Source organism: Nocardiopsis flavescens (genome assembly GCF_900141985.1).
GTDB lineage: Bacteria > Actinomycetota > Actinomycetes > Streptosporangiales > Streptosporangiaceae > Nocardiopsis > Nocardiopsis flavescens.
On sequence record NZ_FQZK01000001.1, the window covers coordinates 810,365 to 825,394 of the forward strand.

Annotated in this window: 12 protein-coding genes; 5 read left to right on the forward strand and 7 right to left on the reverse strand. The window is 76.5% G+C overall.

The window, feature by feature from the left end:
- The first annotated feature begins 85 nt into the window (after positions 1 to 85).
- Positions 86 to 1,099 (forward strand): helix-turn-helix domain-containing protein, encoded by a 1,014-nt coding sequence (locus BUE45_RS03695; protein ID WP_073374857.1) that lies wholly within the window; start codon positions 86 to 88, stop codon positions 1,097 to 1,099.
- A 20-nt stretch (positions 1,100 to 1,119) separates the two neighbouring features.
- On the opposite strand, the gene BUE45_RS03700 is transcribed toward BUE45_RS03695, so the two are convergent.
- The 5 genes from BUE45_RS03700 to BUE45_RS03720 all read right to left on the reverse strand — a co-directional run bounded on the left by BUE45_RS03700 (position 1,120) and on the right by BUE45_RS03720 (position 7,723).
- The gene (locus BUE45_RS03700) at positions 1,120 to 2,184 is read right to left on the reverse strand and encodes a peptidase C39 family protein (protein ID WP_073374859.1); all 1,065 of its coding nucleotides are present in this window, start codon (positions 2,182 to 2,184) and stop codon (positions 1,120 to 1,122) included.
- A gap of 175 nt (positions 2,185 to 2,359) precedes the next feature.
- The gene (locus BUE45_RS03705; protein WP_084736839.1) at positions 2,360 to 4,489 is read right to left on the reverse strand and encodes an iron ABC transporter permease; all 2,130 of its coding nucleotides are present in this window, start codon (positions 4,487 to 4,489) and stop codon (positions 2,360 to 2,362) included.
- The gene (locus tag BUE45_RS03710; protein WP_073374861.1) at positions 4,486 to 5,541 is read right to left on the reverse strand and encodes an iron-siderophore ABC transporter substrate-binding protein; all 1,056 of its coding nucleotides are present in this window, start codon (positions 5,539 to 5,541) and stop codon (positions 4,486 to 4,488) included. The genes BUE45_RS03705 and BUE45_RS03710 overlap by 4 nt, the downstream gene beginning before the upstream one ends.
- On the reverse strand, positions 5,538 to 6,416 hold the full coding sequence (locus BUE45_RS03715; protein WP_073374863.1) for an ABC transporter ATP-binding protein: 879 nt from the start codon (positions 6,414 to 6,416) through the stop codon (positions 5,538 to 5,540). The genes BUE45_RS03710 and BUE45_RS03715 overlap by 4 nt, the downstream gene beginning before the upstream one ends.
- A gap of 401 nt (positions 6,417 to 6,817) precedes the next feature.
- On the reverse strand, positions 6,818 to 7,723 hold the full coding sequence (locus BUE45_RS03720; protein WP_245832751.1) for a helix-turn-helix transcriptional regulator: 906 nt from the start codon (positions 7,721 to 7,723) through the stop codon (positions 6,818 to 6,820).
- 368 nt (positions 7,724 to 8,091) lie between these two features.
- Between BUE45_RS03720 and BUE45_RS03725 the strand changes: the two genes are divergently transcribed.
- The 3 genes from BUE45_RS03725 to BUE45_RS03735 all read left to right on the forward strand — a co-directional run bounded on the left by BUE45_RS03725 (position 8,092) and on the right by BUE45_RS03735 (position 12,283).
- The gene (locus BUE45_RS03725; RefSeq protein ID WP_084736841.1) at positions 8,092 to 9,573 is read left to right on the forward strand and encodes a nitronate monooxygenase; all 1,482 of its coding nucleotides are present in this window, start codon (positions 8,092 to 8,094) and stop codon (positions 9,571 to 9,573) included.
- 270 nt (positions 9,574 to 9,843) lie between these two features.
- On the forward strand, positions 9,844 to 10,851 hold the full coding sequence (locus BUE45_RS03730; protein ID WP_245832753.1) for a LysR family transcriptional regulator: 1,008 nt from the start codon (positions 9,844 to 9,846) through the stop codon (positions 10,849 to 10,851).
- Positions 10,852 to 11,149: 298 nt separating this feature from the next.
- On the forward strand, positions 11,150 to 12,283 hold the full coding sequence (locus BUE45_RS03735) for an ABC transporter substrate-binding protein (RefSeq protein WP_073374867.1): 1,134 nt from the start codon (positions 11,150 to 11,152) through the stop codon (positions 12,281 to 12,283).
- A 268-nt stretch (positions 12,284 to 12,551) separates the two neighbouring features.
- Here the strand turns inward: BUE45_RS03735 and BUE45_RS03740 are convergent, their stop codons facing one another.
- Positions 12,552 to 13,781 (reverse strand): multidrug effflux MFS transporter, encoded by a 1,230-nt coding sequence (locus BUE45_RS03740; protein WP_073374869.1) that lies wholly within the window; start codon positions 13,779 to 13,781, stop codon positions 12,552 to 12,554.
- Positions 13,782 to 14,081: 300 nt separating this feature from the next.
- Here BUE45_RS03740 and BUE45_RS03745 point away from each other — a divergent pair, with 300 nt between their 5' ends.
- Positions 14,082 to 14,738, forward strand: coding sequence for an SDR family NAD(P)-dependent oxidoreductase (locus tag BUE45_RS03745; RefSeq protein ID WP_073374871.1), 657 nt, complete (start codon positions 14,082 to 14,084; stop codon positions 14,736 to 14,738).
- A 38-nt stretch (positions 14,739 to 14,776) separates the two neighbouring features.
- On the opposite strand, the gene BUE45_RS03750 is transcribed toward BUE45_RS03745, so the two are convergent.
- Complete coding sequence (locus BUE45_RS03750) at positions 14,777 to 15,028, reverse strand: hypothetical protein (protein WP_073374873.1); 252 nt, start codon at positions 15,026 to 15,028, stop codon at positions 14,777 to 14,779.
- Between the last annotated feature and the right edge of the window lie 2 nt (positions 15,029 to 15,030).

Consider the following 15,030-nt stretch of genomic DNA (forward strand, 5'->3'; position numbering starts at 1 on the left):
GTACAGCGGGTCGGGGTCGGCCACCGCTCCCCGGGCGGGCAGAGGACTTGCGCCTCAAGCGGCTTGAGGTACGACAGTGGTCCCCATGAGCGAACACGAGCTGTACCCCATCGGAGACGCCGCCCGGCGCAGCGGCCTGAGCGTGAGCGCCGTCCGCTTCTACGCCGACGCCGGGATCATCACGCCCACGGACCGCAACGGCACCGGCCACCGGCTGTACGACATCGGCGCCATCGCCCGGCTGGAGCTGGTCCGCACCCTGCGCGAGCTGGACACCGACCTGGACGAGATCCGCCGCCTGCTCGAAGGGGGCACCACCCTGCACGACCTGCTCACCACCCACCTGGCGATCGTCGAACGGCAGGAGCACACCCTGCGGGCCCGCCGGGCGGTGCTGCGGACCCTGATCGAGCAGGGCGGCGGGACCGCCGCACAGGCCGACCTCATGCACCGGCTGGTCTCCATGACCGACGAGGAGCGCGAGCAGACCGTCGACGACTTCTGGAACGGCGTCGGCGAGGGCCTCGACGTGCCCGAGGGGTTCGTGGACCGGCTGCGGGCGATGCGCCCGGTGCTGCCGGCGGAGCCCACCGCCGACCAGCTCAAGGCCTGGATCGAGCTGGCCGACCTGCTGCGGGACCCGGGGTTTCGCACCGCGGTCCGGGACTACCTGCGCCTGACCTACTCCACCGACATCGGGCGCACCGTGGCCTCCCCGGACTTCCAGGAGTTCGTCCACGAGAGCGGCAGCGCGATCATGAAGGAGGTGATGGCCCTGCGGCGGGAGGGCGAGCCGCCCCGCTCCCCCCGGGCCCAGGAGGCGGTCGTCCGTTTCATGGAGGCCGCCAACGGGCTGTCGGGCACGCCGCTCACCGCGCAGGTGCGCGACCGGATGGCCGACGGGTTCCGGCGGCTCGTCGACATCGAGCGCATGATCGCGGAGGAGGACGCCGCCTCCGAGGGCCCCGTCTACGACGACACCCAGGGCCGGTACCTGGCCCTGGTGGCTCGGATCAACGGCACCGGGGAGGAGCAGGAGAGCGACCCCCTCCTGTACTCCTGGCTCGCCGACGCCATGGCGGCCCCCGCCGGGGGCTGAGGCCGCCGGGGCCGGGACGGTCAGGGCCGCCCGATGCGCACGGCGCCGCGGCGGCCCCGCCCCTCGACCGCCCACATGGCGTCCAGGGAGGCGTCGGGCACGGGCAGCAGGTGGGCGTCGACCCAGGTGTCCCCCGCCGCGGCGCCGGTCCAGGGGTCCTCGATCACGAGGGCGCCCGGGACGGCGCCGTGGCACAGCACCCAGTGCGGCACGTCGAACCCCTGCATGGCCACCAGGGAGACCAGCAGCAGGACGTGCTCCCCGCGGCCGACGGCGCCGCGCAGGTCGGCCGGGGACGGGCGGCGCGGGTCGACGGGCACCCCGGCCCGCTCCGCGTCCGCCCGCGAGGCGCGCTGGAGGACGGCGCGCCACTCGCGCTCGGCCCCGGAGTAGGTGTCCAGCAGGACGGGCTCCCCGCCGTCCAGGTGCACGGTGACGGCGGCGTCGGGCCAGGCGCGGCGCACGGCGGTGCCCAGGCCGACGGGCTCGCAGGCGGGGAAGTTGGTCGCCGCGCGCCACAGGGTCAGCTCGGCCTCGCGGTCCAGGGCCCCGGGCTCCACCGCCCCGGCCGCCGCCCGGGCGACCAGGGCGGTGACCGCGCCGCAGGAGAAGTCCGTGGTCTGGCGGTAGTACGGGGGCTCCGCCGTCCCCCCGGCCACCCAGTGCACGTGGCCTGCGGCGGGGTGGCGCGCGTCCCGCGCGTCCCCGCGCGGCGGCCCCATCGGCGCGAACCCGGCCGCCGCGGCCTGCGCGGCTCCGACCGTCCACCCCTCCCACTTGACCTGGACGAGCCCCCGCTCGCGCGCGTGGGCCAGGACCGCGTCCACCGCCGCCGGGACGTCGCCGACGGCGTCGACGATCTTGCCGTAGGCGGTCCCGGGGCGCGCCGTCACCAGCGCCGCCCCCGCCCAGCCGGTCCCCGCGCCGTCGGGGGCGGCCACGATCCGCGGCCCGTGGTGGGAGCGGTCCGCCGACCGCCACCGCTCCAGCACCGCCGCGGGGGCGAGGGCGTCCAGCGCGGCGGGCGGGTGCTCCGGGTCGAAGGGGACGACGACGGGGGCGGTCGCGGCGGGGCGGGCGGTCATGCGGTCCTCCGGGCGGGTTCGGCGGGCGGATGGGCGGGACGGGCGGGCTCCGCGGTCATACGGGCGCGGTCCGCTGGGCGGGGCGGGTCATGCGGTCCTCCGGGCGGGTTCGGCGGACGGATCCGGCGGGGCGTGCGGTCCCGCGGGCGGGGCGGGCGATGCGGACGGGACGGGGTCAGGCACGGGAGCGGCGCAGCAGCCAGACCAGGTAGGGCGCCCCGATCAGGGCGACCATGAGCCCGGCGGGCAGCTGCGCGGGCGCGATGAGGGCGCGGCCCAGGGTGTCGGCGAGGCTGACCAGCAGCGCGCCCAGCACCATCGCGACCGGCAGGGCGCGCCCGTTGCGGGCGCCGACCAGCGCGCGGGCCAGGTGCGGGGCGATGAGCCCGACGAAGCCCACGACCCCGACCGCGACCACGCCCAGGGCGGCCAGCACCGCGGCGCCGGCCAGCAGCGCGGGCCGCACCCGCTCCACCCGCATCCCGAGGACGCGCGGGGTGTCCTCGTCGACGGCGAGCAGGTCGAGGTGGCGGGCCAGGCCGATGACCACCGGCGCGGCGACCAGCAGGGCCGCCGCGACCGGCACGACGTCGGGGAAGGTGCGCCCGTAGGTCGTCCCGGACAGCCACGTGAAGATGCGCGGGGTCTGCCACGGGTCGGCGCGCAGCAGCAGGAACGTGGTGAGCGCGCTCAGGGCGTACCCGCACCCGATACCGATCAGCACGAACCGGTCCGGGCGCAGTCCGCCCCGCCGGGCCAGCACCGTGATCAGGGCGAACGCGGCCAGACCCCCGAGCACCGCCATGACCGGCAGCGGCGGGAGCCCGGAGTCCGGGCCCGAGGTCACGACGACCACCGCGCCCAGCCCGGCGCCCGCGGTGATGCCCAGCAGCCCCGGCTCCGCGAGGGGGTTGCGCACGGCGCCCTGGACGATGCCCCCGGCCAGGGCGAGCGCCGCCCCGGCCAGCACGGCGGCTGCCACCCGGGGCACCCGCTCGTCCAGAGCCCGGCCCACCAGGTCCGGGGCGGTGCCCTGGAGCCAGAGCGCGATGTCCCCGGTGCGCAGCCACAGGCCGCCAGCGAGCGTGCCCGCCAGCACCGCGCCGGCGAGCAGCGCGGACGCGGTGAGCAGGACGGCGAGGAAGCGCCCGCGCGAGCGCGGCCCCGACCGGGCGCCGGGGGGCCTGCGGACCGGGCCCGCGTCGCGCAGGCGCAGGGCCAAGACCACGATGAGGACGCCGCCCAGCAGCGCCGTCGGCACCCCGGTGGGGATCGAGGCGGCACCCTCCGCGCCCAGCAGTGCGCGCAGCGACGCGTCCGCGAACAGCACCAGCAGCGCGCCCAGGAGCCCGGAGACCGTCACGAGCAAAAGGTGCCGCCGCAGCGGGGGGACCCGCCCGGCGAGCAGGCGCGCCAGGACGGGGGCGCCCAGGCCGATGAACGCGATCGGCCCGGCCAGGGTGACCGAGGCGCCGGTCAGGAGCACCGCGCAGAGCACGGCCGCGACCCGGGTCCGGGCGACCGGCACGCCCAGCGAGGCCGCGGTGTCGTCGCCCAGGCCCAGCACGTCGAGCCTGCGGCCCAGCAGCAGGGCCGCGCAGAGCACGAGCGCGATGAGCGGCATGGCGCGCAGCGAGGCGTTGATGTCGAGCTGGGCGAGGGAGCCGCTGCCCCAGGCGAAAAGGCCGGTGGTGTTCTCCTTGAACAGGATGAGCAGCATGGCGGTCGCCGCGTCCAGGGCCATCGCCGTCACCGACCCGGCCAGGACGAGCCGGGTGGTCGCGGTGCCCGCGGAGCGCCCCGCCAGCCCCAGCACCAGCGCCGCCGCCAGCAGGCCGCCGGTGAAGGCCGCCAGGCCCGAGGCCCACAGCGGGACGGCCAGGCCGAGGGCGGCGACGAGGGTGAGGGAGAAGTAGGAGCCGGCGGTCACCGCGAGGGTGTCGGGCGAGGCCAGGGCGTTGCGGGTGACGGACTGGAGCAGGGCCCCGGCGGCGCCCAGGGCGAAGCCCACGGCCACGCCGGCCAGCAGCCGGGGCAGCCGCGAGCCCGCCAGCACATCGCCGACCGGGACCCCGCCGACCTCCTCGCGCGCGCCGGCCGCGTAGCGGACCAGGTCCCACCAGCCCACGCCGGACGTGCCCTGGGTGAGGTGCCACAGGCCCACCGCGAGGATCGCGGCGGCCAGGGCCGCGGACACCGCCGCCCCGGCGGCCCCGCCGCGCACGCCCAGGCGCGGCGGCGGGGTCGGCCGGGGCGGTCCGGCGGGCGGTGCGCCCGCCGGACCGGTGCCGGGGAGGACGCTCATTCCCCGGTGAGGGCGTCGGCGAAGGCGTCGACGGCCTGCGCGGTCGAGCGCGGGCCGCCCGCGCCCCAGATCCGCGGGGGGAAGGCGTGCGCCCGGTCCTCGCGGACGGCCGGGAGGGACGTCCAGATGGGGTTCTTCTCCAGCTCCTCGACGTAGCCGCCCACACCCTCGTCGTTGGCGTAGAAGAGGTTGGCCTCCCCCACGGCGGTGAGGCCCTCGACGTCGGTCTGCGCCAGGCCGTAGGAGGCGTTCACGCCGCCGTCGCCGTACGCCTCGTTGATCTCGTCCGTCCAGACCGGGGTGAGCCCCAGCTCCTCGCCGAGCGCGGTGAACAGCGCGCCCTCGCCGTAGGGGCGCACGGTGAGGTTGCCGCCCTGGAGCCAGCCGTCGAAGTAGAGGAAGTCCGTGGTGGGCAGGTCGACGGCGGCGACCTCCTCCCGGGCCTGTTCGAGCCCGGCGTCGAACTCCGCCAGGACCGCGTCGGCGCGCTCGGTGCGGCCGGTGGCCTCGCCGATCATCCGGAAGACCTCGCGCATGTTGCCGATGGGGTCGGCCGGGTCGGCGCCCAGCGTGACCAGCACCGGCACGCCGCGCTCCTCCAGGCGGGCGATCATCTCGTCGTCGGGGTCGAAGGCCTCCACGACGATGAGGTCGGGGTCGGTGGAGTAGAGGGTGTCGAGGTCGGGCTCCTCGCGGCTGCCGATGTCGGTCACGCCCTCGGGCAGCTCCTCGGCGCTGACCCAGGTGCTGTAGCCCTCGGTGTCGGAGACGGCGACGGGGGTGACGCACAGGGTGAGGGCGTCCTCGACCTGCTGCCACTCCAGCACCGCGACGCGCTCGGCGGGGGCGTCCAGCTCCACCGTGCGGCCGACGCCGTCGGTGAGGGTCACCGGCCCGGTGGAGGTGGCGGTGTCGTCCTGCTCGCAGCTCGGCGACGCGGGCGCGGCGACGCCGCCCTCCGCGGGTTCGTCGACGCTGGTGGTGCCGCATCCGGTGGCGGCGAGGGCGAGGGCGGCGGTGGCCGCGGTCGCGAGGTGGCGGAGCCGGGTCATGGGTGGTTCTCTCTGCTCTGGTGTCGCGGTGTGTGCGTGCGGCCGGGGGCGCCGGACCGGGTGCGCGCCGGGTGGCGGCCCACGGGGTCCATGCGCAGCCGTCCGCTGCGGGGGTCCTGGGTGACCTCGACCGGGATGCCGTAGACCGCGCCGAGGTTGCGCGCGGTGAGGACGTCGGCGGGGGCGCCCGCGGCGTGGACGCGGCCGGCGCTGAGCAGCACCAGCGTGTCCGCGACGCGGGCCGCGTGGTCGAGGTCGTGCAGCACGACGCCGACGGCGGCGCCGTGGTCCTCGGCGAGGTCGCGGATGAGGTCGAGGGTCTCGACCTGGTAGCGCAGGTCGAGGTGGTTGGTGGGCTCGTCCAGCAGGACGACGCCGGTGTCCTGGGCCAGGCAGGCGGCGAGCCAGACGCGCTGCATCTCGCCGCCGGAGAGCTCCCCGGCGGCCCGGTCGGCCATGGCGTCCACGCCGGTGGCGGCCATGGCGTCCTCGACGGCGGCGCGGTCCCGCGGGGAGGGCCCGCCGAAGCCGCGCCGGTGGGGGTGGCGGCCGAAGGCCACGACCTCGCGCACCGTCAGGCCCTCGGGCGAGGGGCGGGATTGGGAGAACAGGGTGACCTCGCGGGCGAAGGCGCGGGCGCTGAGCCGCGCGGCCGGGTATCCCGGCTTCCCGTCGCCGCCGCCGAGCACCACCTGTCCGCCGTCGACACGGTGCAGCCGGGCGAGGGCGCGCAGGAGCGTGGACTTGCCGCTGCCGTTGGGTCCCACCAGGGCGGTGACGCGTCCGGGCTCCAGGGCCAGGGAGGCCCCGTGGACGACCGCGGTGCCGCCGTAGCGCAGGACCAGCCCGTCCCCGGTGAGGGCGCGGCCCGTCACGGCGCGGCGGCGCGCGGGGCGCCGTGTCCGGGGCGGCGGTGCGCCCGGGCGGCGGGCGCGTGCGCGGCGGCATCCGGCCGAACGCACGCGCGACCGGGGAACGTGCACAGGCGGCCGCGGGAAGAAGCGGCCACGGCACGCGCACGCCCCGAGGAGGGCGCGTGCGGACGGCCGCCCGGAGCGGCGGACGCGGGACCGGGTCGGGCGGGCGCGCCGACGCCCGGCGCGGACGGCGCCGCGGCGGCGGGCACGCGGGCCCCCGGAGCGGCGGCCCCGGCGGGCGCGGGACGTCCGCGCAGGTCGCGCAGGGGATCCGGGCGTGCCGGGGCACGGCCACCCGAAGAGGAGCTTAGGTTAGCCTTCACTCACTCAGGATAGATTTGTCCGCTTTGTGGCTGCAATCAGGACTTCTGGACACCCGATACGGGATTCCGGTCACCGGCGCCCCGCGCGGCGCCGGTGTAGGCGCCCGGGGTCGCGCCCATCACCCGGCGGAAAGCGTCGATGAACGTGCTGGTCTGGGCGTATCCGAGCAGCTCCGCGGCATCCTGGACCTCGTGCCCCTCGCTGAGCAGCGTCAGCGCCCGGTGGACGCGCAGTGACCGTCGCCACTGCGCGAACGACAGGCCGGTGGCGGATCTGAACGCGCGGCTGACGGTGCGGGCGCTCACCCCCAGCTCCCGCGCCCACTCGTCCAGGGAGCGGGCGTCGGCGGGGTCCGCCAGCAGGGCCTCCACCACCGCGTCGACCCGGGCGTCGCCGGGCAGGTGCAGCGCGGGCTGCGGCTCCGCGGGCTCCAGCACGTCGAACACGACGGCCTCCGCCCGCGCCCGCGCCCCGGCGTCGAGGTCCGTGCGGGCCAGCCGGATCAGCAGCGATTCCAGGAGCGGGGTCATGGCGATGGCCGTCGGGCCCGCGAAGGCGACCGGGCTGCGCTCGGGGGCGAAGAAGGCGGTGTGGAACTCGGCCCCGGCCGTCAGCCGCCCCGCGTGCACCTCCCCCGCGGGCACCCACAGCCCGCACCCCTCCGAGACGGTGAAGAGGCGGTCCCCGGCCCGGGAGGTCAGCGCCCCGCGCCCCACCCACACCAGTTCGTGGGCGGGGTGCACGTGCGGCTCCCACTCGGCGGGGGCGCCCAGCACGTGCGACTCCGCGATGATCACGAAGGGCACGGCCGCACCTCCGGGCAGCGGGGAGGCCCGCCGCACGGTGGTGTCGGGCTCGCGACGCCAGGCGCCCCGGCCGGCGCCCTCGCGCGGGGCCGCGCCCGCGGGCGCACGGCGCCCGGCGGTCCTGACCTGATGCACGGCGGTCCACCCCCTCGGCTCTCGGAAGCGGCCCCGGGGCCGCCCGTCGGCGTGTCCTCCCGGGCGGCGGGGCGGAGCGCCCCGCACCCCGCGGCGCCGACCCCTCACGGTATCCCCGCACCTCACCCGCCCTGCCGTCGGGTCCGCGCCCCCGGGCGCGCACCGGTGCGGGACCGCCCCCGCGCTCCGGACCGGCCGCCCCCGGGGCGCGCCGACGGGGCACCCCTGCGGCGCCGGGGGTCCCGGCCGGGCGGGACCTTGCGCACCGGTGCCGGGGGGCGTCCGCCCCCTGGCCTGCCGGGCGGCACTGCCCGATCCTGGTCACGCCCCCCGGAACCGCGTCCCCGCACCGCACAGGAGTGCCCACCATGCCCACCGGCCACGCCGCCAGCGCCTCCCCCGTGCCGCGGGCGTCCCCGCCGGGCGGCGCCACGCCCGACCCCGCTCCCCCGGCCGTCATCCAGGGCGGCATGGGCGTCGGGGTGTCCGGCTGGCGGCTCGCGCGCGCCGTCTCGCTGGCCGGCCAGCTCGGCGTGGTCTCGGGTGTCGCCCTCGACGCCCAGCTCGCCCGCCGCCTCCAGCTCGGCGACACCGGCGGCCACCTGCGCCGAGCGCTCGCCGTCTTCCCCGACCGCGAGGCGGCCTCGCGCATCCTGGCGCGCTACTTCGTCCCCGGCGGGATACCGCCGGGCAGGCCGTTCCGGCCGGTGCCCCGGCCGGGCCTGCGCCCCGACCGGCACCGCGACGAGCTGACCGCCGCGGGCAACTTCGCCGAGGTGTGGCTCGCCAAGGAGGGCCACGGCGGCCCCGTGGGCGTCAACTACATGGAGAAGATCCAGCTCGCCACCCAGCCGGCCGTCTACGGGGCGATGCTGGCCGGGGTCGACCACGTGCTGGTGGGGGCGGGCATCCCCGGCGAGATCCCGGGCGTGCTCGACGCCCTGAGCACGCACTCCGCCACCGAGCTGACCGTCGCGGTGGAGGGCTCGGACGCGCGGCACACCGCCGCCTTCGACCCCGGCGGGCTGGCCGGGGCCGGGGCACCGCCCCTGATCCGCCCGCGGCTCCTGGCGATCGTCTCCTCGGCGGTGCTCGCTGTGTACCTGCACCGGTCGCCGGCCACCCGCCCGGACGGGTTCGTGCTGGAGTCGCACACCGCGGGAGGCCACAGCGCGCCGCCCCGGGGCAGGCGCGCCCCCGGCGGCGGCGAGCCGGTGTACGGTCCGCGCGACCGGATCGACCCGGCCAAGGTGGCCGCGCTGGGCCTGCCCTTCTGGCTCGCGGGCGGCCGGGCCGGGCGGCGGAGCGTGGCGGACGCCCGGGCCCTGGGGGCCGCGGGCGTGCAGGCCGGGACCGCCTTCGCGCTCGCCCGCGAGTCGGGGCTCGAACCCGGGCTGCGGCGACGGCTGCTGGCCGAGGGAGCGGCGGGGTCGCTGCCCGTGCGCAACGACCCCCTGGCCTCCCCCACCGGCTTCCCGTTCAAGGTCGCGCGGCTGTCCGGCACCCTGTCCGAGGACGGGGAGTACGAGCGGCGGCCCCGGCTGTGCGACCTCGGGTACCTGCGCACCCCCTACCTCAAGGAGAACGGCGCGGTGGGCTACCGCTGCCCGGCCGAACCGGTCGACCTGTACACGCGCAAGGGCGGTGCGGCCGGGGACGCCGCGGGCCGCCGCTGCCTGTGCAACGCGCTCACCGCCAACGTGGGGCTGCACCAGCACCGCGCCGACGGCTACGTCGAGCCCCCGCTGCTGACGGCCGGCCAGGACCTCGGCTTCCTGGCGGACCTCGTGCGCGAGGCGGGTACCGACTACTCCGCCGCCGACGTGGTCCGGTACCTGCTGGCGGAGTGACGCGGGGCCGCCCCGGCGGGGCCCGCCCGGAGGACGCGCACGCGCCCTCCGGGCGGCGCGGCGCACTGCCCCGGACCGCTCTCCCCGCGCCCCGACCCCGCGGCGGAGCCCTCCCCCGGCCGGCTCCACCGCGGGACGGCGCGGCGCCGAATTACCCGCCCGCATTCGGCGTCCGCGACCATAAGAAAAGGGAATTGCCGACCCGCGATACCCGATCGCCGCGCGAACACGGGCCTCTCACGCCTCTTTAGCTGCATGTATATATCTGGTGTGCATCAGAACCACCAGTCCCACCAGAAACCCGTACGGGAGTCGCCCGTGTTCGATCCCGACTCCCTGAAATCCTTCCTCTCGGTGATCGACACCGGGAGCTTCGTCGCCGCCGCGGACCGGCTGCGCCTGACCCAGCCCCGGGTCAGCCAGCAGGTCGCGGCGCTGGAGCGGGAGCTGGGGGTGGTGCTGTTCGACCGCAGCAAGCGGCCGATCCGCGCGACCGACGCGGGCCGCGCCCTGTCCGGCCAGGCCCGCAGGGTGCTGGAGGTGATGGCGGACGCCCGGACCTCGATGGACCCGTGGCGGACCCGGGCCCAGGGGGTGGTCCACCTGGGCTCCTACCCGAGCGTGAGCGCCGCGTTCATCCCCGCGCTGCTGCGGCGCCAGGCCGAGCGCGAGCCCGACGTCAAGGTGGTGCTGACCGAGCACTCCACCCTGGAGCTGGACGCGGCCAACAGGCGCGGCGAGGTCGACCTGTACCTGCGGCCCCTGCACCCGGAGCCGCCCGAGCACGTCGGCAGCCTGCCGCTGTGGCGTGAACCACTGGTCATCGTGCACGCCCTGGACCACCCGCTGTCCCGTATCCCCGATCCGGTACCCCTGACCGAGGTCGCGGCGCACCCCATCATCTCGATCGGCCGACTGGAGGATGCGGACAGCGCGGACTTCGAGGCCTACCGGGTGTTCCGGGAACGCGGCCTGAACCTGGTGCCCGTGCAGGCCACCGACCAGCCCCAGACCCTGGTGTCGCTGGCGGCGTCCGGACTGGGGGTGGGGGTCACCAACTGGCTGGCCACCCGGACCGCCGACACCTCCGACGTGCGGGTCCGGGTCCTGGAGGAGGGGCTGGAGCGCCGGGTGGCGCTGTGCTGGGACTCCTCCCGTCCGTTCACCCCGGCCGTACGGAGCGTGCACACCGCGATCTCAGAAGCGGACATACCGGAAGGAACTAGCACATTAAGTACACTTAACCACGAACGAGATCTAAGTTCTCATACGTTATGATTTCCCCCCGCCACGGGCGCATAGAGGTATTAGTTTTCCTTATTCTTTCATTTTCGATCGATGATTAACGGATGCATCCGCGGGTCGGTACGTTCATAGGCATCACCCGGGGTATCAGCCACACACGGCCCCGGTGAATCCCTCTCCTCTGAACCTTGACCCGTACCGTTCCCCCGTTCCGCCCCCCGGCATGGGACCCCCTGCCTTTCCCTCATCCGGCCTTCGCGCCGTTCTACGACAAGGCGGGGTCTCCAGGGGCGGGACCGTGTGGCCGTAGGGTCGTGAACCGGAAGACGTCATGTTCCGAACACGCTCGCTCGCCCTTCCCGCCGGCGCCCTCGTCCTGGCCCTGACCGCCTGCTCCGGCGGATCCACCGTCGACGAGGAGGTGGAGGGGGCCGCCGTGAACTCGGTAAGCGGCTCCCTGACCGCCGGCTACGTCTCGGCCATCGACCAGCTCGGGCTCCCCCTCGCCACCGAGCTCGGCCACTTCGAGGACCTGGGTCTGGACGTGACCCTCGCCGACCCGTTCCCCACCGGTGTGGACGCCATCAACGCCCTGGAGGCGGGCGAGGTCGACATCATCCAGGTCGGCGTCCCCGCCGTGGCCGCCGCCCAGCAGGGCGTCGAGCTGTCCTTCATCGGCAACTACTCCGGCTCCTCCGTCCAGCGCAGCGTCGACGAGACCGCCGCCATCGTGGCCGCCGAGGACTCCGGGATCGACCCCGAGGACCTGAGCACCCTCGAAGGCGCCACCATCGCCACCAGCTTCGGCACCATCAACCACCTCTACCTGCTGGGCCTGCTCAAGGACCTGCGCATCGACGTCGAGGACATGGAGCTGGTCAACACCCCGCCGCCGGACATGCCGGTGGCGCTGGAGACCGGCGGCGTGGACGCCATCGTCAACTGGGACCCCTGGCCGATCACCATCCAGGACCAGGTCGAGGGCTCCTACGAGGTCGTCCGCGGCGGCGGCTACATCCCCTTCATCGGGTACATCGTCACCACCCCGGACTACGTGGAGAACAACCCGGAGCTGGTCGAGGCCTTCCTCACCGCCCGCGCCACCGCCGACCAGTGGATCCGCGAGAACCCCGACGACGCCGCCGACGCCGCCACCCGCTGGCTGACCGGCACCGACCTGGACACCGCCACGGCCGCCATGGAGTTCAACATCCAGCAGCTGGACCCGCGGTTCTCCTCCTGCAACTACCTCGCCCTGGACACGGTGGCGAACCTGCTGGAGGAGCAGGAGGTCATCGAGTACGACTTCGACATCAACGACCTGTTCGCCCCGGCGCCCATCCTGGCCGTCGAGGAGAACAACCCGGAGCTGTTCTCGGACCTGCCCGAGGTCCCCGACGACGCGCAGATCAGCAGCGACCACACCTTCCTGCGCGAGGTCGACCAGACGTCCTGCGCGGTCTGACCGCACACGTCCGCGCGCCGGCCGCTCCGGGGACACCGCCCCGGACCGGCCGGCGCCCCCGGAGCCCGGGGCGGCGCGAGCCCCCCGCCGGCGTCCCGGCCGCACCCCCCGCGGCCGGGACCCGCGAGGCCCCGGTACCCGTGACGGGTACCGGGGCCTGCGCGTTCCTTCGGTCCGCGTGCCCCGGGTTCCCGTGGTCGTCGCAAGCCCCCGGCCGGGGAGTGCGACGGACTTCGAGATCCGGAACCGGTCCGGCCACCGGGGCCGGTCAGCCGGCCACCGGGGCCGCGGGGGCCTGCGGGCGGGAGGCGCGGCCGACCAGGGCGGCCTGGACGCACACCGCGAGGGCGATCGAGACGACGGTGACGACGCCCAGCGGGAGGACCGCCTGCGCCCCGCCGAGGCCGACGACCGGGGCGGCCACTCCGCCGAACCCGAAGCGGGCCAGGCCCAGCACCGAGGACGCGGTCCCCGCGCGCTCGGGGTGGTGGGCCAGGGCGAGCGAGGTCGTCGGAGGGGCCGTGAGCGCCACGCCGCAGGCGAGCGCGAACAGCGAGGCGACCACCGCCGCCAGCGGCAGGGCGAACAGGCCGGTGGCCAGCAGGCCCAGCGCCCCGGCGGCGCTCACGGCCAGGCCCGCGGCGAGGGTGCCGCGCTCGGACACGCGCTCGGCGGTGCGCCCCGCGATGTAGCCGAAGACCATGAACCCCGCGGAGTTCGCGCCGAACGCGGCGGAGTACCCCTGCGGGGAGAGCCCGTAGCCTCCCTGGAGGATGTAGGTCGCCCCGGACAGGTACGCGAAGAGCGCCGCGTGGGCCAGGCCGGAGATCAGCACCGCGCCGACGAACAGCCGGTCCGACAGCAGCACCCGGAAGTCCCGCACGGTCCGGCGCATGCCGCCGCGGGCGCGCCGCTCCGCCGGGAGGGTCTCGCGGAACACGGCCGCCGTCACGGCCAGCAGCACCACGCCCACCGCGGCCAGGAACACGAACAGGCCGCGCCAGTCGGTGACGCGGGCGAGCTGCCCGCCCACAACCGGGCCGACGACGGCCGCCAGCCCGCCCAGGACGGTGAGCCTGCCGTAGAACCGGATGAGCGCGCCGCCCTCGTACACGTCGCGTCCGGCGGCCTGCGCGATGACGATGCCCACCGCGCCCGCCAGCCCCTGCACGAGGCGGGCCAGGACGAGCGTCTCGACCGTGGGGCTGAGCGCGCACAGCACCGAGGCGGCGGCGTAGGCGGCGATGCCCGCGAACAGCGGCACGCGGCGGCCGAACCGGTCCGAGAGCGGGCCCGCGACGACCTGGCCGACGGCGAGGCCCACGAGGCAGGCGGTGAGGGTGAGCTGGGCTGCGGAGGTCGTCGCCCCGAGTTCCGCGGTCAGCGCCGGCAGCACGGGCAGGTAGAGGTCCATGGAGAGGGGGCCGAACACCGTCAGCAGCATCAGCAGCAGCGCGAGGGCGGGTCCGACGCGGCGTCCGGGCTGGGTCTCGGTCATGTGCGGTCCTCCGTGGGTGCGGGGAGCGGGGCCCGGGGCACGGGGCACGGGCGGGGCGGCGGAGCACGGCCGGATGCGCGCCGCGGGCGCCCGGGACGGCGCGCGGCGGGCCCCGGTCCGGCCCCGGTCCCCACGAGACCACGGACGCAGCGGGCGAGGGAGTCCCGGTCGATGGGGGTACCGGCAGGGACTCCCACGCCGGTCCCGGCCCGCCTACCGTGGGGCGCCGGGTGCGGTCGGCCGACCGCACCGCCGTGCGCCCGCCGGGCGCACGGGCACACCACCGGAGGAGGGGGACCCGTGCCCACCATCGCGATCATCGGCGCCGGCCCAGGGCTGGGCGCGGCGAGCGCCCGCAGGTTCGGGCGCGAGGGGTTCTCCGTCGCCCTCGTCTCCCGCGGGGCCCGGGGACCGGACGCGCTCCGCGGGGAACTCGCGCGGGAGGGGATCGAGGCGCGCGGCTACACGGCCGACGTGCGCGACACCGCGTCGCTGGAGCGGGCGCTGGACGCCGCCGCCGCGGAGCTGGGGACCGTCGAGGTCCTCCAGTACAGCCCGGTGCCGAGCCGGGAGTTCCTGCGCCCGGTGCTGGAGACCTCCCCCGCGGACCTGGCCGCCGCCACCGCGTTCTCCGTGCTGGGGCCGGCCGCGGCCGTGCACCGCGTGCTGCCGGGCATGCGGGAGCTGGGGCGCGGCACGGTCCTGCTGGTCAACGGCGCCAGCGCGGCGGCGCCCAACGGAAACGTCGCCGGGACCTCGGTGGCCTTCGCCGGGGAGTCCGCCTACGGCGCGATGCTCCACGAGGCCCTGGCCCCGGAGGGCGTCCACGTGGGGCAGCTCATCGTGCCCGGGGCGATCGGCGGCGGCGACCCGCTCTTCGAACCCGACGCGCTGGCCGGGCGGCTGTGGGGGATCCACACCCGGCCCGGGGGCTTCCGCGTCACCGTCGGCGGCTGACACCGGGCGCGGCTCGGCCCCGGGGCCGGGGAGAGCGCTCAGTCCCCCTCCCGGCTCCCGCCGCGGCGGGAGCGCCCGGCCAGGAGCGGGACGCAGACCACGAGGAGCGGTACCAGGACGGCCGCGGCCCACCAGCGCCGTGCGGAGAAGTCCGACGCCGCGGGGTCGATGAAGAAGAGCACGCCCGCGCCCAGGACGAGGCCGAAGAGCCCGAAGGCGAGGGCGACGCGGTTCTGCCGGGGGGAGTCCCGGGACGGTTCGGATCCGTGGGTGTTCTCGGAGGTGTCCATGC